The sequence below is a fragment of the Candidatus Nanopelagicus abundans genome, from assembly GCF_002288305.1.
GTDB lineage: Bacteria > Actinomycetota > Actinomycetes > Nanopelagicales > Nanopelagicaceae > Nanopelagicus > Nanopelagicus abundans.
The window spans coordinates 776576-796481 of the sequence record NZ_CP016779.1; the positions used below are offsets into that span (position 1 = coordinate 776576).

The following is a 19906-nucleotide window of genomic DNA, read 5'->3' on the forward strand; positions in this document are numbered from 1 at the left end:
TTACTCGCTCTTTGCTTCTTCAGAAAGATTTGCTAGAACTAATGAGTATTTACCCTTTGGATCAATCTCATTAATAACCACTTCAATCTTCTCTCCTACCTTCATTACCTCTTCAAGGTTTTCAATGCGCTTTCCACCATGCATCTTGCGAATCTGGGAGATGTGTAGCAAGCCATCTTTACCTGGAGCTAGGTTTATAAATGCACCAAATGTTGCAAGTTTTACAACTGCGCCATTGAATTTATCACCAACAGATAGTTGAACTGGATTTGCGATCGCATTAATTTGTGCCTTCGCAGCCTCAGCAGCTGATCCTTCAGTTGCCCCAATATAAATAGTTCCATCATCTTCGATGGTGATATCAGCGCCAGTTTCATCTTGAATCTGATTAATCATCTTGCCCTTAGGCCCGATAACTGCACCAATCATGTCTACTGGCACCTTAATTGAAATAATTCGAGGAGCAAGTAATGACATCTCATCAGGTGATGAAATTGCTTGGTTCATAACATCAAGAATTGCAAGACGTGCTTCCTTTGCTTGCAGCAGTGCTGCTGAAAGAACTGAAGCTGGAATTCCATCTAGTTTTGTATCTAATTGCAATGCAGTAACAAACTCTTTGGTACCAGCAACTTTGAAGTCCATGTCACCAAAAGCATCTTCGGCTCCTAAGATATCGGTAAGTGCTACGTACTCAGTTTTACCATCTACTACATCTGAAATAAGACCCATGGCAATACCGGCAACAGAGGCCTTAAGTGGCACACCTGCATTTAGTAATGACATTGTTGAAGCACAAACAGATCCCATAGATGTTGATCCGTTAGAACCAAGAGCTTCTGAAACCTGACGAATTGCATAAGGAAACTCTTCGCGAGTTGGTAGAACTGGCAGCAATGCGCGTTCAGCAAGTGCACCATGTCCAATTTCACGACGCTTAGGAGAACCAACTCGACCAGTCTCACCAACTGAGTAAGGCGGGAAGTTGTAGTTATGCATATAGCGTTTGTGATCTTCTGGTGAAAGTGTGTCTAGTTGTTGCTCCATCTTGAGCATATTTAAAGTAGTAATACCCAGAATCTGAGTCTCGCCACGTTCAAATATTGCAGAACCATGAACACGAGGAATTACCTCAACTTCAGCAGTTAACGCACGAATATCACGAAGTCCACGACCATCGATGCGAATCTTCTCGCGCAATACTCGCTGGCGTACTAATTTCTTAGTAACAGAGCGAAGTGCTGCTGATATCTCTTTAGTTCTTTCTGAGAAATCAACGCTTACTTTCTCTACAACAGACTTATTAATCTCATCAAGTTTTGTTTCACGATCTTGCTTACCTGCAATAGTTAACGCCTTTGCTAGATCATCTTTTGCAGCTTTTTCTACTACTGCATAAATATCATCTTGGTACTCAAGAAATACTGGAAACTCACCCGTTGGCTTTGCGGCCTTCTTAGCAAGTGCTAATTGAGCCTCACATAGGATCTTAATAAATGGCTTAGCAGCCTCAAGACCTTGTCCGACAATTTCCTCAGTTGGCACAGTTGCGCCATCTTTGATTAATCCAATTGTCTTAACGGTGGCCTCTGCTTCAACCATCATAATTGCAACATCATTATCTGAAATACGACCTGCAACTACCATATCAAAGACTGCTTTTTCTAAATCAGAATGATTTGGGAAAGCAACCCATTGACCCTCGATTAATGCAACACGCACACCACCGATTGGACCAGAAAATGGTAAGCCAGCTAATTGTGTTGACATAGATGCAGCATTAATCGCAATTACGTCATACATATGATCTGGGTTTAAAGCCATAACCGTTACAACGATTTGAACCTCATTACGTAATCCTTTAATAAAGGATGGGCGCAGTGGGCGATCGATTAAGCGGCAGGTAAGGATTGCATCCTCAGAAGGACGGCCTTCTCTACGAAAAAATGATCCAGGAATTTTGCCAGCGGCATACATTCGCTCTTCCACATCAACTGTAAGTGGAAAGAAATCAAATTGATCTTTCGGGTTTTTTGATGCAGTAGTTGCAGATAGCAACATGCTGTCATCATCTAAGTACACAACAGCGGTTCCCGCTGCTTGCCGAGCTAGTCGGCCAGTTTCAAAGCGGATCTCCCGCTTTCCAAATTTACCGTTGTCTATTTTGGCAACGGCTGATTGCACATCTTGACCCTCCATGGGTCATCTCCATTTCTCAACACTTTAAATAAGGAGAATGGATCTTCGATCGAAGTTCACGGGAAACGTTTTCCGGAAACCACTACCGAGGACCAAAACTCTTTTAAATAAAGTTTTTGCTGATTTTTTCTTAGCGGCGAAGATCGAGCTTTTCGATAATCGCTCTATAGCGCTCAATATCTGTCTTGGCGAGGTACTGCAAAATCCGACGACGCTTACCGACCATCAATAACAAACCGCGACGGTTGTGATGATCTTTTTTATTTGTCTGCAAATGTTGTGTTATCTCATCAATACGCTTTGAAAGAAGTGCTACCTGTGCCTCTGGGCTTCCTGTGTCAGTTGCAGATGAGCCGTACTTGCTAATTATTTCCTTTTTAACCTCTGGCGTTAATGCCATGTGTATTGCTCCTTCTGTCTGTCACGAGGGCCTCGGTGTTGTTCACGAAGGCGCACTTTCTCGCTTTAGTGGCGCAAGATTACCAGCGCAGTCCTTGATAATTAAAATCGAGTAGAAATTGAGCGTTATTTAACGGTTAATTTGCGGGCTTGATCACAATCTTTTTTCATTTGCTCAAGCAGCTCAGGAACGGCATCAAACTTCAAAGTATCTCGAAGCCTAAATCCAAAATCAATCTTTGCCTCTTGATCATATAAATCCAAACCCACTTGATCAATTGCGTAGGCTTCAACCTGCCTGCCTCGCGCACCAGCAAAGGTTGGATTAGTTCCAATTGAAATCGCTGCACCCCATTTATTTTCACCAACAGTTAACCAGCCAGCATAAACACCATCAGCTGGAATTGTGGCTAAAGGTGTTAATTCAATATTTGCAGTTGGATAACCGATCTCACGTCCACGTTTCTCACCATGAATAACAGGGCCTTTTAAATAATAATTACGAGTTAGTAAATCATTAGCACGTTCAATCTGACCATCGATAATTAAAGTCCTGATTCTAGAAGATGAAATTGTTGAACCATGATCCTCTTTTAACTTAATAACAGAAAGACCAAAACCATATTTCGGTCCAACCTCACCTAAGTATTTAGGAGTTCCTTGCGCTTTATAACCGAAATTGAAGTTTTCACCTACTACGACATGTTCGGCTGCAAGTCTGCCAATTAATATATCCTCAATAAATTGATCTGGTGAAAGTAGTGAAAAATCCCTATTGAAGTTGATTACTTCAACACCTGATGCTCCAGCTGCCTTAAGTAATTTGATCCGGTCTTTAACATTTGCTAATTGAGTTGGTGCTCGCTCAGGAGCAATTACAGAGGTTGGGTGTGGATCAAAGGTTAGAACTGTTACATCACCAATTAGTTTTGCAGCACTAATCATCTGTTGATGCCCAGCATGAACACCATCGAAGATACCAATTGCTACAACCTTTTTCATATGCCTATTCTTTCACATTCATCTATTGCCCAGATCCCTTAACTAGAATTGGGGCTGCCACCATTTGACTGGCCTGTAATTTATTTTCAAGCAAGGCTACAAAGTTATCCTGGTTATCAATTGCCGCAAATACCCCTGGTTGCGGATTTTGTTCGATAACTCGCCCAAAAGATATTTCTCGGCTTTGGGATAAATCCAGTTTTCGAATTGGAAATATCTTTTCAATTACCTCACCTATTGGAATTAGCGCAGATTCTTCAATGGATTTACATTGATCAAGTGTGAAAGGTGAAACTAGGTTTCGCCTTAACTTAATCAAATGACCTCCTACTTTTAGACGATCACCTAAATCTCTGGCAATGGCCCGGATATATGTACCAGCTGAGCAAGTAACAGATATTTCTACTTGGATTTGATCATTCGGGCGTTGAATATTAATTATTTTAATCTCATCAATTACTATATCACGTTCAGCAATTTCAACATTCTCACCAGCTCTTACTCTAGCGTGCGCAGTTTTTCCATCAATTTTAATTGCCGATACTGAGCTAGGTCTTTGTTTAGTTTTTCCAACAAATTTGCCTAACTCATTGGTTATCTCTTTATCAGAAATATTAGCTAGGGCAGATTTATCTGCAGTAAAAGTAATATCCCCTTCTTTATCATCAGTATGTGTTGATACTCCTAATAAAATTGTGGCTAGATAAGCTTTTTTACCATCTGTAATATATGGAAGTAATCGTGTAGCGATTCCAACACCAAGTACTAATACCCCAGTTGCCATTGGATCTAATGTGCCAGCATGACCAACTTTTTTTGTATCTAATTTCTTTCTAACTTTTGCCACAACATCATGGCTAGTCATTGCACCGGCTTTATCAATTAGCAGGAAGCCATCCATTAATTCACCTTTTAGTCGTGCTTTTTATATGGATCTTCAGCAATTGGTTTTGCACCCGCACGTAATTTAGCTAACTCCGCATCAGCCTTATGCATTTGCTCAATTAAATCATTCATTGCAGAAGCAGATTCACCCATACCATCTAAGAAGAATTCAAGTGATGGCGTAATTCTAAGTCCGAGTGCTCTACCAACTTCAGATCTAAGCATCCCCTTAGCACTACTTAATGCTGCCGCAGTTGCTTCATGTGCTGCGTTATCTCCAAGTACTGTGTAAAAAATAGATGCTTGCTGCAAGTCACCAGTTACACGAACATCTGTAATTGTTACAAAACCTAGGCGTGGATCTTTTACTCTAGATTCAAGAGCGTTAGCAACAATTTCCTTTATACGGTCTGCAACTTGTAATGGACGTTTACTTGGCATAGTTAGGCCCGCTTTTTCTCACGGTTCTCATAAACCTGAATTACATCGCCAACTTGTAGCTCTTTAAATGATCCAAGACCGATACCGCACTCAAAGCCCTCTCGAACCTCGGTAGCATCATCTTTAAATCTACGAAGAGATTCAATGCTTAAATTCTCACCAATTACTACACCAGCACGCATTGTGCGCACCTTTGCATTTCGGCGAATATTTCCGTCAGAGACTATGCAACCAGCAATATTTCCAAACTTACTTGATTTGAAGATATCGCGAACTTCAGCATTACCAAGAACTACCTCTTCAAACTCAGGCTTTAGTAATCCCTTAAGTGATGCTTCGATCTCTTCAATCGCCTTATAAATAACGGTGTAGAACTTGACCTCAACACCTTCATGTTCAGCAAATACTGCAGTTTGTGGTTCTGGCTTAACATTAAAGCCAATAATTACAGCAGTTGAAGCTGATGCCAAAGTAACATCGTTCTTAGTGATAGCGCCAACACCACGGTGAATAACTCTTAAGTCAACTTCAGTACCAACATCTAGTTGAAGTAACGCATCTTCTAACGCTTCAACAGATCCAGAAACGTCACCTTTAAGAATTAAGTTCAAAGTACTTACCTTTGATTGCTCAAGGAAGTCTTCTAATGAAACCTTCTTACGAGCCTTAGCCAGGGATGCATTACGAGAAGCTAACTGACGCTTCTCGGCAATCTGGCGAGCAGTTCGATCATCTTCAGCAACAATAAATGAATCACCAGCTCCTGGAACAGAGGTAAAGCCAAGAACTTGAACAGGCCGAGATGGTCCAGCAAATTCAACTGCTTCACCATGCTCATCTAGCATCGCACGTACGCGACCATATGCTCCACCGGCAACAATTGCATCACCAACATGAAGAGTTCCACGTTGTACTAACACAGTAGCAACTGGACCACGTCCCTTATCTAGATTTGCTTCAATTGCAACACCTCTTGCTATGTCATCTGCAATTGCGCGTAGATCAATGGCAGCATCTGCTGTTAGTAAAATTGCATCAATTAAATTATCAATTCCATTTCCAGAAAGAGCTGAAACGTTAACAAACATTGTTTGTCCGCCATACTCTTCGGCAATTAGGTTGTACTCAGTTAATTGTTGACGTATCTTGTCTGGATTAGCACCTTCTTTATCCATTTTATTAACTGCAACCACAATTGGAACATCAGCTGCTTGAGCGTGGTTTAAGGCTTCAATTGTTTGCGGCATAACACCATCATCAGCTGCCACTACAAGAACTGCGATATCAGTTACCTTCGCACCTCGTGCACGCATTGCGGTAAAGGCTTCATGTCCTGGGGTATCAATAAATGTAATTGCTCTATTTGTTCCATTGTGATCATGATGAATTTGATAGGCACCAATATGCTGAGTAATGCCACCAGCCTCTGACTTAACAACCTCAGTAGATCTAATTGCATCTAACAACCTGGTCTTACCATGATCAACATGTCCCATTACTGTGACAATTGGCGAGCGCACTACTAGATCCTCTGGATCAATCTGAGCTAACTCTTGCTCTAAATTAATATCAAACTCTTCCAGTAACTCACGGTCTTCATCCTCAGGACTTACGATTTGAATGATGAAACCTAGCTCTGCGCCAAGTACTGTGAAGGTATCTTCATCAACTGATTGAGTTGCGGTAACCATCTCACCTAAATGAAATAAGGCTGAAACTAATGCGGCCGGATCTGCGCTAATTTTTTCAGCAAAATCCATCAATGTTGCACCGCGCCTCATGCGAACTACAGTTTTACCGTCGCCCCTCGGAACAACTGCGCCACCTAATTGTGGTGCTGGTAAATTCTCAAAATCTTCGCGTCTTTCTTTTTTACTCTTTTGTCCTCTATTTTTTCCTTTACCTTTTCCGCCTTTACCAAAAGCACCTGCAGCCCCACCTCTTTGTGGTGGCCGACCTCCACCTTTACCGCCAAATGGTGAACCAGTTGGTGATGCAGATGGTGAGCGATAAGGAGATGAACCAGTTGTTGGACGTGAACTACCAGCAGCATTTGCTGGACGTGGATTACTTTGTGGCGGACGTGCAGCAAAACCTGGGCGTACTGAACCAGGACGTGCACCTGACATTGGCGGACGTTGTCCTGGTTGTATTTTTCCTGGTGTGCGTCCTGCTTCACCTGGACGAATTGGTCTTGCAGGTGGACGGCTTGCACCGCTACCTGAACTAAATGGATTATTTCCAGCACGTGGCGGCCTTGGCATAGAACTGCCAGCAGATGCTGCGTTAGGTGTTGTTGAAAAAGGATTATTAGCTGCGCGAGGAGGTACTACTGGTTTTGAGATTGGTGTGGCATCTTCAATCATTTGTTGTAGCTCAGGAGGTAGATCTTCAACTTTTACAGTTATTTTTGCAGCTGCTTTTTTCGCAGGTGATTTCTTTGCTTTCGGCGCAGCTTCAGCCGGCATTAAATCAGGAAATTTATCCATCAACTTTCGCACAACTGGTGCTTCAACTGTTGATGATGCAGATCGAACGAATTCGCCGACCTCTACTAACTTTGCTAGTAGCTCTTTACTTTCAAGCCCTAACTCTTTAGCTAATTCATAAACGCGGACCTTGGCCACACTTCTCCTTCTCCTGGCCCGACGTTAGTTACGTGCGAACCTAAATAGACCTACTCATAATCTTGCAGTGCTCATTAGAGTGTCATTCTCGCTCGCTCCATACTTTGAATTAATTACTTAAGTTTTTTAAGTAATCTTCTAACTCTTTCACTTTAATCTGCCCCTCATAATTGAAGGAACGATTAAAAGCTTTTCGTTCAACTGCTACCAGAAAACATTTGCTGTGAAGCCATGCTCCCCGACCAGGCATTCGATGATTTAAATCGACCTTTATTTCATTGCCGACTAGAACCGTGCGAATCAAATCTGTTCGGTTATCTAAGCCTCGACAAGCGATACAACTGCGTTGCCGTAGCTTTTTACTGAACATGACAACTCTACCCTAAGCCCCTTCAACAGGAGAAATATCTACCGCACCCTCTACGTTTTCCGCCTTAATTGAAGTCACTGGATTATCTGGGTGGATATCAATTCGCCACTGGGTAAGGCGAGCAGCCAGCCTGGCATTTTGGCCATCTTTGCCAATTGCAAGTGATAATTGAAAGTCTGGAACTATTACCTTGGCTGACTTACTTTCTAAATCAACAATTTCAACTGATGTAACTCGAGCTGGCGCTAACGCATTAGCAACATAAGTTGCTGGATCATCAGAGAAATCAATAATGTCAATTTTTTCTCCATTTAATTCATTCATTACATTTTGCGCTCTAGATCCTTGCGGTCCTATTAATGCTCCTTTTGCGCTAACTCCTGCTCGGTGTGTTCTAACTGATAACTTAGTTCTTGCTCCAGGTTCTCTAGCAATTCCAACAATATCTACAACTCGCTCTTTAACTTCAGGAGCCTCTAATGCAAATAGCATTTTTACAAATGCAGGGTGGGTTCTAGAAAGTGTTACCTCCGGACCTTTCTCACCTTGCTTAACATCTACAACAAAACATTTAATTCGATCGCCATGTTTATATACCTCACCTTTTACTTGCTCAGCAGGTGGAATTTTTCCTTCAACTCTTCCTAAACTTACATAAATAACTTCAGCATCCCTACCTTGCTGCACAATCCCACCAATTACATCGCCAACGGAGCCAGAAAATTCTGTAACTACCTCAAGGTCTTTAGCTTCGCGCATTTTTTCTTTAATAACCTTACGCGCAGTTTTATCAGCTAGTTTTGCAAAACCATCTGGATTATCGGTAACGGTATCGATGCGATCACCATCTGGTCCAAGTAATGGAATATAAATAAGGATTTCACCAGTTTGGCGATTTAAAACTGCTCGCCCATGCGGCTTAGCAACTGGTAGCTCGGCATAAACTTTAGCTACCTCATTTTCAATTGCATTTATTAATCGCTCAAGTGGTAATTTTTTTTCTTCAGCAAGTATTTTAAGTGCTGCTACATCAACACTCACTTAGTCACCGGCTTAAACTCAATTTCAAGAGTTACCCGCTTAATATCAGAATAATTAATATTTTTTTTATCAACTGTGGCACTTACTTCATTAACATCTTTTATTCTTCCTTTAATTTCTGATCCATCTAATAAAACAACTTTTACCAGCCTGTTAATATTTTTTTGCCAATGACGAACCTTAGTTAGTGGGCGATCTAGTCCAGGTGAGGTGACCTCTAATGTAAATGGGGTTTCACCCAAACTTTGAACACTTTCTACTATCTCACCAATTGCTTTAGTTGCAGAGGTAACTTGATCAAGAGATAAATGAGTATCACCATCAACAATAACTGTGAGCATGCTTCGCCGCCCTGCAGAAATAATTGTTACATCCTCAAGGTAAAAACCGAGGGCTTCTAGTGCGGGAGTAATCGCCGCAGATATATCTTCTTTCTTTCCCATATTTTCCTTCTTCGATATTAAGTTGTGTTAGTAGTTTAACTTATAAATGTATCCCAAGCAACGCGAGCGATGAGTAAGAAGATTACAGCTAGAAAAACTTTACGAACCAATGGCGATCCACCTTTAATTGCAAGGCGTGAGCCAATTACTGCGCCCGCCACATTTGCAAAAGCTAGCAGTAAGCCTAATTGCCACCAGATATGTCCGGTTAGTTGAAAACTTAATATGGCGCCCGCATTCGTTGCTATGTTAACTAATTTTGCAGTTGCAGATGCTTTTAAGAATGCATAACCGATACCTGAGACTAGAAAAAAGACTAAAAAGGTTCCGGTACCAGGTCCAAAAATGCCATCATAGAAACCAATTAATAATCCGATTAATGCAACAAAGAGCAATCTTTTTTTATGAGTAAATTTAAGATTTTCATTCATGCCAAGTGCTGGCTTTCGCCAGGTATAAATGGCGACAGTAATTAATAAAAATACAATAAATGGCTTAAAAAAATCTTTTGGAATAGTAGCGGCAAAAGCAGCACCTGTAATAGAGCCAATAAATGCTGGTCCCATCATCGAAATTGTTAATGGAATATCGGGTTTAATATTTTTAAAGTAATTACGAGCTGCCGCTGTTGTACCAAAAATTGAAGGAACTTTATTTGTTCCTAAAATTAGTGGGAGCTCCTTATTTGGTAACCCAATTAGTAAGGCTGGTAACTGAATAAGTCCCCCGCCACCAGCCATTGCATCTACGAAGCCAGCAAAGCCTGAGGCAAGAGCTAGAAAAATTAAAACTTCAAAACTCATAAATTACTTAACTAGTGTTTTAACCACATCAGCTAAAGCGACCTCAACTTTATCTGATGACTTACGGTCTCTTATCTCCACTTTTCCATCTGCTAATGATTTGCCAACAATAATTATCTTTGGAACACCAATTAGCTCTGCATCTTTAAATTTGACTCCCGCACTTGCCTCCCGGCGATCATCTAGTAAAACCTCTAACCCTTTTGCCTCTAGATCCAAAGCAATCTGCTCAGCAACTTCAAATGGTTGATCCTCTTTCCCGGTTGCAACAATGTGAACATCAACTGGTGCAATTTCAGCTGGCCAACATAATCCAAGTTCATCATAAGTTTGTTCAGCTATAGCTGCTACTGCTCTTGATACACCAATTCCATATGAGCCCATAGTTACTACACGTGGTTTACCCTCTTTGTCTAAAACAGTTAAGCCAAGTGCCTCGGCATATTTTTTTCCTAATTGAAATATATGACCAATCTCAATTGCCCGATCAATAATTACTGGCTTATCACAGCTTGGACAATTATCTCCTGCTTTAACTTCAGCTGCCTCGACATAATGTTCGACTTTAAAATCACGCCCACAAGTAACATTTCTAGCATGAACATCTTTCTTATTGCCACCAGTAACCCAAACAGAATCTTGACTAACTCTTGGATCTGCATAAACGCTCACACCAAGGGCTTTAGCATCCTGTGGGCCGACATATCCTTTTACTAATTTTGGATACTTAGCAAAATCTGCATCCTCAAATAACCTTAAATCTTTAACCTCTGGCAAGTTAGCGCCAAGGCGCTTTAAATCAACTTCGCGATCTCCTGGTACTAATACTGCAATTGGTTTTTCATCAGCCATAAGTAATACATTTTTTAAGGTATTAGCAGCAGTAATTGAAGCTGAATACTTCTTATTTAAAATTTCAACTAAAGAATCAATTGTCGGAGTATTAGGTGTATCAAGTAGTTCAATAGCGCCGACTTTTTCGCCTTGGTAAGGCGTAACTTTACAAATCATCGCCTCAACATTTGCAGCGTAACCACAAGCCTTACAAAGCACATAAGTATCTTCACCAGTTGGGCATGGTGCTAAAAACTCTTCAGATTTTGACCCGCCCATCGCTCCACTCATTGCCGAAACAATGTTGTACTTAAGTCCTAATCGGTCAAAGGTTTTTATATAAGCCTGTCGGTGTTTGTTATAAGAAGCCTCAAGACCAGCATCATCTAAATCAAAGCTATATGAGTCTTTCATTACAAACTCTCGTCCTCTAATAATTCCACTACGAGGACGTGGTTCATCGCGATACTTTGTTTGAATCTGATAAATAGATAGTGGCAGATCTTTATAGGAAGAGAACTCACCTTTAACCATTAGCGTAAACATCTCTTCATGAGTTGGACCTAATAAATAATCATTACCTTTTCGATCTTTTAATCTAAATAAATCTGGACCGTACTCTGTCCAACGATTTGTTGATTCATAAGGCTCTTTTGGAAGTAGAGCGGGAAAGTGCACCTCTTGAAATCCGGCGCTATCCATCTCCTCTCGTACTACCTGCTCAATTTTTCTAAATGTGCGATAGCCAAGTGGTAACCAAGAATAAACACCAGCTGAAATTCTTCTAACAAAACCTGCTCTAACTAGTAATCGATGGGATGCAACCTCAGCATCTGCTGGATCATCTCGCAGGGTGCGCAGCAATAATGTGGACATCCTAAGCATAGGTAAAGCCTATCTATTTAACTGCAACAGTTGGCTCACCTGATGCAACTCCAGCGGCTTCCATTTCTTCCGCAAGGCGCATCGCTTCTTCAATTAGCGTCTCAACTATCTGCGCCTCTGGCACAGTTTTAATTACCTCACCCTTTACAAATATTTGACCCTTACCATTACCAGAAGCCACACCAAGATCTGCCTCTCTTGCCTCACCCGGTCCATTAACTACACAACCCATTACTGCAACTCGAAGTGGCACAGTCATTCCTTGCAATCCTGCTTGAACTTTTTCAGCTAATGAGTAAACATCAACTTGCGCGCGACCACATGAAGGACAAGAGACAATCTCTAATTTACGTTGGCGTAAATTAAGTGATTCTAAAATAGATATTCCAACCTTTACTTCTTCAACGGGTGGGGCAGATAGTGAAACACGAATCGTGTCACCAATTCCTTCAGCAAGTAATATGGCAAATGCTGTTGAGGATTTAATTGTTCCTTGAAATAGCGGGCCTGCCTCAGTAACACCAAGATGTAATGGATAATCACATTTAGCTGCCAAAATACGATAAGCCTTCACCATTGTTACTGGATCATGATGTTTAACTGAAATTTTAATATCACTAAAGCCATGCTCTTCAAATAAGGATGCTTCCCATAAAGCTGACTCAGCTAATGCCTCAGGTGTTGCCTTGCCATACTTTGCAAGTAATCGCGGATCAAGTGAACCAGCATTAACACCAATTCTAATTGGAATCTTTGCATCACCGGCTGCTTTTGCAACCTCTTTAACTTTGTCATCAAATTGTTTAATGTTTCCTGGATTTACTCGAACCGCAGCACATCCTGCATCAATTGCTGCAAATATATATTTAGGCTGAAAGTGAATATCAGCAATTACTGGAATCTGTGATTTTTTAGCAATCTGAGCTAATGCATCTGCATCATCTTGTGAAGGAACAGCAACTCTAACTATTTGACAACCAGAAGCAGTTAATTCAGCAATCTGTTGCAAAGTTGAATCAACATCTGCTGTGAGAGTTGTACACATCGATTGAACTGAGACAGGGGCGTCTCCGCCAACTAATACCGAACCAACCTTTAATTGCCTACTTTTTCGACGTGGCGCCAAAGTTGGCGCTGGTGCTGATGGAATACCTAAATCAACCATGGCTAAATCTTATCTAGAAATTAAGTCTGATTGGATTAAATATGTCTGCCGTGAGCAGAAGAAGTGATAAAGAAGCCATAAAAATAAAGACGACCATAGTTATTGGCGCTAATCGCTCAACATCAAATGGTGCAGGCTTACTAAATCCACGCCGCCTAGCTAGGAAGTTTCTAACACCATCTGCGATTGCAACTGCCATATGTCCACCATCTAGTGGCAGAAGTGGAAGTAAATTAAACATTCCAACAAACAAATTAAGCGAGGCAATAATTAAAATAAAAGTAGCTACCTTCTCTCGCACTGTTAAAACATCAGTACTAGCTGTTTCACCACTTACTCTTGCTACACCTACAACACCAACTAATCCTTGTTCATCTCGCTTTTCTCCACCAAAGGTTTGTCTTACCAAATCTGGAATCTTTGCAGGGAGTGTAAATAATGATGTCAAACTATTTTTTAATATTTCACCAGTGTATTTAGTTGCCTTAGCAGTTGCTGTAAATGGTGCATAGGTAATTGTGCCAACTGTATTTATTACACCTAGAACACCAACTTTTTCACCATTTAAATCTCTGCTTGCTGGCGTCACTAAGAAGTTCATTGGCATACCATTTCTTTCAACAGTAATCTCAATTTGCTTTCCTGATGATGCACGAATAATTCCTATTACATCTACCCACTCCTCATAGATTTGCCCATTTATTTTTATGACTTTATCGCCAGGTAAAATTCCAACTTTTTTAGCAGGTGATGGCACAGATTTTTCAGAGCAAACCTCATTAGCTTTTTGTGGAATACACTCACTCACATTTTCAATAGTGCTGGTAACAGATGTAACACCAACTGATAAAAACAGAGTTAGTAGTAAAACAAAGCCAATTACGAAGTGCAGAAAAGAGCCTGCACCTAAAACGATTAGTCTTTGGCCAACTCCAGCTTTAACAAATGCGCGATCACTATCAGCCTCAGATAGTTCCTCCCTCGGTGACATTCCAACAATTCGGCAGTAACCACCAGCTGGAATCGCCTTAACACCAAACTCAGTCTCACCTCGCTGAGTAGACCAAATCTTTTTTCCGAAACCAATAAAAAATTCAGTAACTTTCATACCAAACTTTTTAGCTGTTAAATAATGTCCGGCCTCATGAATCATTACTGAAATTAAAAGAGCAGCAATAAAAGCTACTATACCGATAAATGCCATTTAAGAGATCTCCTTTATAAACTCACCAGCTTTAATTCGCGCACTCTGCTCTATGCCACTGACATCGGATATGTCTCTAATTGTAGTTGCAGTGTTACTAATAAATGCGTTAACTACTCGCTCAACCACCTCAATAATCGCTGTGAATTTAATTTGTGATGCTAAAAATGCGGCAACCGCCACCTCATTTGCTGCATTATAAATTGCTGGTAATCCCCCACCTGATCTGCCGCAATTTTTTGCTAACTCAACTGCAGGATACTTTTTATTATCAATTGGTGAAAAATTCCAAGTATGTGACTTACTCCAATCAATAGCTTCGCATGCTTTATTTATTCGCTCTGGATAAGAAAGTGCGTAAGCAATCGGCCCTTTCATATTTGGTGGTGATGCTTGAGCAATAGTTGAACCATCAATAAATTCAACAAGTGAATGCACAACAGATTGCGGATGAATTACTGCTTCGATCGCATCGTATGAAAGTCCGAACAAATAATGAGCTTCAATAATCTCAAGTCCTTTATTAAGTAAGGTGGCAGAGTTAATTGTTACTACCTCACCCATTGACCATGTTGGATGATTTAAAGCATCAGCAACGCTGACATCAGATAGATCTGCTCTATCTCTAAATGGACCACCACTTGCAGTTAAAACAAGTTTCTTAACATCACTTACTTTTCCAGCCAATAATGCTTGATAAATAGCAGAGTGTTCAGAGTCGACTGGAATCAATTTATCGCTGCCATATTTCATGACTAATTCTCCGCCAGCAACTAAAGACTCTTTATTTGCTAAAGCAACCTTATTTCCAACTGCTAGCGCAGAAAGTGTTGGGCCTAACCCAATTGATCCAGTAATGCCATTTAAAACAATGTCGCAAGGCAATGCTGCAATCTCAATTGATGAATTATCACCATCAATTACCTTAACTCCATCTGTTTTAGGAGCAGCTGCCATACTGCCAACAATTGGCACATTAAATTTTTTAGCCTGTTGCATTAGTAATGCTGGATTTTTTCGCCCCGCACTTAGCCCGATAACTCGAAACTTATCTGGATAGGCAGCAACAATCTCTAGGGCTTGAACACCTATTGATCCAGTTGAGCCCAAAATGACTATCTCGCGCATGTGAGTATCTTAACTGCGCCAGTGATTGACCCTATCCGCTAGCATTTACGCATGTACTCAGAGGCAAAAAACCCAATTGCGCAAAAGCGTAATTTAGTTACTGCTATTCCTGGACCAAAATCAGAGCAATTAATTAAACGAAGAGCAGAGGCGGTATCAGCCTCACTTGGAACAGCTTTCCCAGTATTTATTGAAAGAGCTGAAGGTTCAATAATTATGGATGTTGATGGCAATTCAATTTTAGATTTGGGCGCAGGAATTGCGGTGTTAAATGTTGGCCATTCATCTGCAAAAGTAATTGAGAATGTTAAAACTCAAATAGATGCATTTACTCATACTTGTTTTATGGTTGTGCCATACACCGGATATGTCGAAGTCTGTGAAGCACTTAATCGCTTAACACCAGGTACTCATAAGAAGAAATCGGCTCTCTTTAACTCAGGTGCTGAAGCAGTTGAAAATGCCGTAAAGATTGCTCGTAAATTTACTAAGCGATCTGCAGTTGTGGTTTTTGAGCATGGTTACCACGGACGAACTAATTTAACTATGGCAATGACAGCGAAGAACATGCCATACAAGGATGGATTTGGGCCCTTTGCTCCAGAGGTTTACCGAATGCCGATGGCATATCCATATCGATGCGATGCATGCATTAAACCTTGTGAGAGTTCTGTTTTATCCATGGTGATCCATAAAATTGAAAAAGAGATTGGCGCCAGTAATGTCGCTTGTATCGTTATAGAACCTATTCTTGGTGAAGGTGGATTTATCGTTCCGTGTAAGGGCTTTCTACCTGGGCTTGCCAAATTTTGTAAAGAAAACGGAATTATTTTTATTGCAGATGAAGTACAAACTGGGTTTGGTAGAACTGGGCATATGTTTGCCTGTGAAGATGAATCTGTCGTTCCAGATTTAATTGTCACCGCTAAAGGAATCGCTGCCGGTCTGCCACTTGCCGGAGTAACTGGTAGAGCTGACGTTATGGATTCAATTCATCTTTCCGGACTAGGTGGCACATATGGTGGAAATCCCGTTGCATGCGCTGCCGCTCTTGGCGCTATTGAAACCATCGAAAAAGATAATTTAGTAGAGCGTGCTAATAAAATTGGCAAAATTATGAATGACGCCCTCCTTCAGATGGCAAAGAAATACTCCATTATTGGTGAGGTTAGAGGCCGGGGCGCTATGCAAGCGATTGAGTTAATTAAACCTGGCAGTAATGAGCCAAACTCAGATGCTCAATTAGCAATTATTAAGTATTGCATTAGTAAGGGAGTATTAATTCTCTCAGCTGGAACATACGCAAATGTAATTAGATTACTGCCGCCACTAATTATTGATGAAGATCTGCTAAAAGATGGTCTTTCAGTATTAGATGAAGCAATAGCTTCTGTTAAAAATTAATCTCTATCTAATAAATTTCGGGTTGCAGAGTATTTACCGCCCACTTTCTTAAGCGCTATCGCACTTAACGCCTCTAGCACTACTCGATTAGCCAAGATCGCAGTGATATCACTGCTGTCATATGCAGGTGCCACTTCAACTACATCAATTCCAACAATTGGTAGTTCTAAACAAATTCTTCTAACAGCTTCAAGTAACTCTCGACTTGTCATGCCTCCTGGCTCTGGTGTGCCAGTACCTGGCGCCATTCCAGGATCAACCACATCAATATCAACAGATAAAAACACGCCATCACAACCATCTGTAAGAATTGAAAATGATTCATCTAATACAGCTTTCATGCCGCGGTGATGAATCTCTGTCATTTCATAAGATTTCATTCCTTTAGAAACCATCCACTTTAAAGTGGCATCATCTGGCCAATAACCACGAAGACCTAATTGTAAAAAGCGATCACCTCGAACTGATCCTGATTCAATTAATCTTCGCATTGGTGTGCCGTGGCCAATTAGTGCGCCAAATTGATCCTCACCAGTATCAGCATGAGCATCAAAATGAATCATTGAAACTTTGCCTTTACCTAAATGATTAGCAATACCAGTTACATCAGCGGAAGCAATTGAGTGATCCCCGCCTAATACAACCGCAATAGCACCAGCTTTTGAAATCTTTTCAGTTGCTACCTCTAATACTTTTAATGAGTTGATTAAATCTCCACCTGGCATTAAAAGATCACCAGCATCAAATATTTTTAGCTTTTGCAGCGGATCAATCCGCATTGCAAGATGCGGACGAGATGCATCATGAGGAAGATAATCACCCATACGAATAGCTTGTGGCCCCATTTTTGCACCTGATCGGTGAGAAGTTCCGCTATCTATTGGCGCACCAACAATTACAACATCTGCTCCCTTATAACTATCTGGCTTATCTAAATCACATCTTGGAATACCAAGGAATGTGAAATCAGGGCCATACATATTGCCGATATTGGTCATAAGTTTTTTCTCATATTCTATTAAGCAACTTTCTCAACCTTAATTACATCACCAAAATTACCAGATTCAACAATCGAGATTTTCACTCCTTCATAAGTAACACTTTCACCTATACGTAACGGGGCTTCTGCTAACTTGTAAGGAAGAGTACCTGCAGACCTATTTTGTGGCAAAATCAATGTCATTCCATAACCATGTATCTCTTTAGTAACATCTACTACATAAGTTAGTGCGCCCCATGTATTTTTTGGCCATTTGTAATACATTCCCGCAGCTCTAATTGACTCGATTACAATCACTTTGGTTTGACTTAAAGGAATTATCAAAGCTTTGTCCTCGGTAGTCTTAACACTAGAAGGTGCAAGCCAATGTAAAGATGTATTTGATTTGTCTGCACATCTAACTTGGGAATCTGCAATGTAACCCAATATCCATTTCTCCCAGATTGACAAATCTCCTCCACCTGGAGTCATTAGTGTCCACCAACCCATTCCATACTCTGAGTTAACATCAAATCTTTGATCACCGTAGTGATCATCAAGTGGAATACCAAGGTGGAAGAACTCATGAATCCACCAATATGGGTGTGCTAATCCGGCATATTGAAGTCGAAGTGGGTTTGCATAAGTATCAGGATAAACAGAAGAACCAGCTCCAATAGTTCCTTCTTGGGTAATGAAATCACCAAGTGGTCCTTGTTGAATCACATCAAGTGGAGTTCCACCCGGCACCACAACCACCACCATTTGTGCGCCAGAGAAATTAATTTGCGAGTCAACCTCAGCTAAAAGATCGTTAGCAAAAGTTGGGTGGGGTCTTTCTAATTTATGTGAGATTTCATATGGCTTTATCTTTTTTGAAAATGATAAGTACTTATCTGGATATCGAATTAAGACTTCACTAGGTACATCGCTGGAATATTCAATCCAGTTCTTTATAAAGTTAAAATACTTTCCGTACTCTTCTTCAGGAGTCCTTGTTGGCTTAGCGGTATCTTCTGCAAAAATTGGTACTACCTGAATAGTTACCTTCGGTTTAGGGTAAGCACCTCTTCCCACTACAAATTGTTCATTTCCTGATGAAGGAAAAGCTCTTAGGAAATAATCCCCTGATCTATCTGGCATTTTGCATGCGTCCGCACTGAGTAAATCAGATTTACTTGTTACTAAAGATTTTGGGCGCTGTTGACCAAGTTGGTATTTCTTAATTCTAAAACCTAATTTTTGCACTGAAGATTGGCTTTCCATCGCTTTCCATTCAGTAGGAGTTCCTGGATCAATGGCGTTTGGACGATCAAACTGGTGCTCATAGCCAATATCGGTTGAGTAAGTTGTATTAGTTTCAAATCCTCCTGGTAGGCCAGGTGCTGATTGTTTGTTCTTAGATTCTAGCCATGTGAGTTTTTTTCCAGATTTAGTGCATATATAAGATTTATCGTTAACCACACTCTTGACACCAACTTTTGTGCATTTAGCTCCTGCTTTAGCCGCAGCATTTACTGGAAATGTGGGCAGAGTTAGGAAAAGTGAAAGTATTGATAAAAGGGCAATCAGTCTCTTATTCACCTATAGAGAGTAAATTGTGGATTCAGTTATTACAAGGGATGGTTGCCCATATCCATCCTAATTTGTTCAAAATCTAGTGAATGTCAGACCTTGGCTGTAGATTATTGCTAATTCTAGAAATCTAGAAGGTTCATACATAGCCCGAATATGTATGGATTTAAAACTAAATAAACGGCTTATCTAAATCACATCTTGGAATACCAAGGAATGTGAAATCAGGGCCATACATATTGCCGATATTGGCCATAAGTGAAGTATATATCTCCTTTTTTCATCACAAGAAAGCTATAAGAAAAAGATGAAAAAACCCCTATGAGTAGTAATATTACAAACTTGGTAGTTCCTATTTCGTAAGCCTAGGGGTTAAATGAAAATACTTGATTGGCTAGCTAATCTGATTTTCGGTAAAAGAATCGAACTTTATGATGCTGAAACTAATAGGCCTGTTCATAAAATAAGAATTAGAAGACGAAATATGAATGAAAATGATCCATACGGATTAGATGGCTAAAT

18 protein-coding genes are annotated in these 19906 nt (G+C 40.5%); 2 read left to right on the forward strand and 16 right to left on the reverse strand.

The window, feature by feature from the left end:
- From B1sIIB91_RS04065 to dxr, 14 genes are all read right to left on the reverse strand, one after another.
- Nucleotides 1-2199 carry a polyribonucleotide nucleotidyltransferase gene (locus tag B1sIIB91_RS04065; protein ID WP_095688336.1) on the reverse strand — a complete coding sequence of 733 codons (2199 nt, stop codon included), beginning with the start codon at nucleotides 2197-2199 and terminating at the stop codon, nucleotides 1-3.
- Nucleotides 2200-2329: 130 nt separating this feature from the next.
- Complete coding sequence (gene rpsO, locus B1sIIB91_RS04070) at nucleotides 2330-2599, reverse strand: 30S ribosomal protein S15 (protein ID WP_095688337.1); 270 nt, start codon at nucleotides 2597-2599, stop codon at nucleotides 2330-2332.
- A gap of 125 nt (nucleotides 2600-2724) precedes the next feature.
- Nucleotides 2725-3600, reverse strand: a complete 876-nt coding sequence (locus B1sIIB91_RS04075; protein WP_095688338.1) for a bifunctional riboflavin kinase/FAD synthetase — start codon at nucleotides 3598-3600, stop codon at nucleotides 2725-2727.
- Between the two features lie 22 nt (nucleotides 3601-3622).
- Nucleotides 3623-4501, reverse strand: coding sequence for a tRNA pseudouridine(55) synthase TruB (gene truB / locus B1sIIB91_RS04080; RefSeq protein ID WP_095688339.1), 879 nt, complete (start codon nucleotides 4499-4501; stop codon nucleotides 3623-3625).
- 11 nt (nucleotides 4502-4512) lie between these two features.
- Nucleotides 4513-4926 (reverse strand): 30S ribosome-binding factor RbfA, encoded by a 414-nt coding sequence (gene rbfA / locus B1sIIB91_RS04085; RefSeq protein WP_095688340.1) that lies wholly within the window; start codon nucleotides 4924-4926, stop codon nucleotides 4513-4515.
- 2 nt (nucleotides 4927-4928) lie between these two features.
- On the reverse strand, nucleotides 4929-7553 hold the full coding sequence (gene infB / locus B1sIIB91_RS04090) for a translation initiation factor IF-2 (RefSeq protein ID WP_095688341.1): 2625 nt from the start codon (nucleotides 7551-7553) through the stop codon (nucleotides 4929-4931).
- Nucleotides 7554-7662: 109 nt separating this feature from the next.
- Nucleotides 7663-7923 carry a YlxR family protein gene (locus tag B1sIIB91_RS04095; RefSeq protein WP_095688342.1) on the reverse strand — a complete coding sequence of 87 codons (261 nt, stop codon included), beginning with the start codon at nucleotides 7921-7923 and terminating at the stop codon, nucleotides 7663-7665.
- Nucleotides 7924-7935: 12 nt separating this feature from the next.
- Nucleotides 7936-8964 (reverse strand): transcription termination factor NusA, encoded by a 1029-nt coding sequence (gene nusA, locus B1sIIB91_RS04100; protein ID WP_095688343.1) that lies wholly within the window; start codon nucleotides 8962-8964, stop codon nucleotides 7936-7938.
- Nucleotides 8961-9407, reverse strand: a complete 447-nt coding sequence (locus tag B1sIIB91_RS04105) for a ribosome maturation factor RimP (protein ID WP_095688344.1) — start codon at nucleotides 9405-9407, stop codon at nucleotides 8961-8963. The genes nusA and B1sIIB91_RS04105 overlap by 4 nt, the downstream gene beginning before the upstream one ends.
- A 35-nt stretch (nucleotides 9408-9442) precedes the next feature.
- Nucleotides 9443-10210, reverse strand: a complete 768-nt coding sequence (locus B1sIIB91_RS04110; protein WP_095688345.1) for a sulfite exporter TauE/SafE family protein — start codon at nucleotides 10208-10210, stop codon at nucleotides 9443-9445.
- Nucleotides 10211-10213: 3 nt separating this feature from the next.
- Nucleotides 10214-11929: a proline--tRNA ligase gene (locus B1sIIB91_RS04115; protein WP_095688346.1), complete on the reverse strand. Its 1716-nt coding sequence runs from the start codon at nucleotides 11927-11929 to the stop codon at nucleotides 10214-10216.
- 13 nt (nucleotides 11930-11942) lie between these two features.
- Nucleotides 11943-13094 (reverse strand): flavodoxin-dependent (E)-4-hydroxy-3-methylbut-2-enyl-diphosphate synthase, encoded by a 1152-nt coding sequence (ispG, locus tag B1sIIB91_RS04120; protein ID WP_095688347.1) that lies wholly within the window; start codon nucleotides 13092-13094, stop codon nucleotides 11943-11945.
- A 13-nt stretch (nucleotides 13095-13107) separates the two neighbouring features.
- The gene (locus B1sIIB91_RS04125) at nucleotides 13108-14298 is read right to left on the reverse strand and encodes a M50 family metallopeptidase (RefSeq protein ID WP_095688348.1); all 1191 of its coding nucleotides are present in this window, start codon (nucleotides 14296-14298) and stop codon (nucleotides 13108-13110) included.
- Nucleotides 14299-15426: a 1-deoxy-D-xylulose-5-phosphate reductoisomerase gene (dxr, locus tag B1sIIB91_RS04130; protein ID WP_095688349.1), complete on the reverse strand. Its 1128-nt coding sequence runs from the start codon at nucleotides 15424-15426 to the stop codon at nucleotides 14299-14301.
- Nucleotides 15427-15477: 51 nt separating this feature from the next.
- Between dxr and gabT the strand changes: the two genes are divergently transcribed.
- Complete coding sequence (gene gabT / locus B1sIIB91_RS04135; protein WP_095688350.1) at nucleotides 15478-16830, forward strand: 4-aminobutyrate--2-oxoglutarate transaminase; 1353 nt, start codon at nucleotides 15478-15480, stop codon at nucleotides 16828-16830.
- Here the strand turns inward: gabT and speB are convergent.
- Both speB and B1sIIB91_RS04145 read right to left on the reverse strand, forming a co-directional pair.
- On the reverse strand, nucleotides 16827-17828 hold the full coding sequence (speB, locus tag B1sIIB91_RS04140; RefSeq protein WP_095688351.1) for an agmatinase: 1002 nt from the start codon (nucleotides 17826-17828) through the stop codon (nucleotides 16827-16829). The two genes, gabT and speB, sit on opposite strands and share 4 nt — an antisense overlap.
- 20 nt (nucleotides 17829-17848) lie before the next feature.
- Nucleotides 17849-19393: a hypothetical protein gene (locus B1sIIB91_RS04145; RefSeq protein WP_095688352.1), complete on the reverse strand. Its 1545-nt coding sequence runs from the start codon at nucleotides 19391-19393 to the stop codon at nucleotides 17849-17851.
- 367 nt (nucleotides 19394-19760) lie between these two features.
- Here B1sIIB91_RS04145 and B1sIIB91_RS06055 point away from each other — a divergent pair, with 367 nt between their 5' ends.
- Nucleotides 19761-19904 carry a hypothetical protein gene (locus B1sIIB91_RS06055; RefSeq protein ID WP_018227445.1) on the forward strand — a complete coding sequence of 48 codons (144 nt, stop codon included), beginning with the start codon at nucleotides 19761-19763 and terminating at the stop codon, nucleotides 19902-19904.
- Nucleotides 19905-19906: the final 2 nt, after the last annotated feature.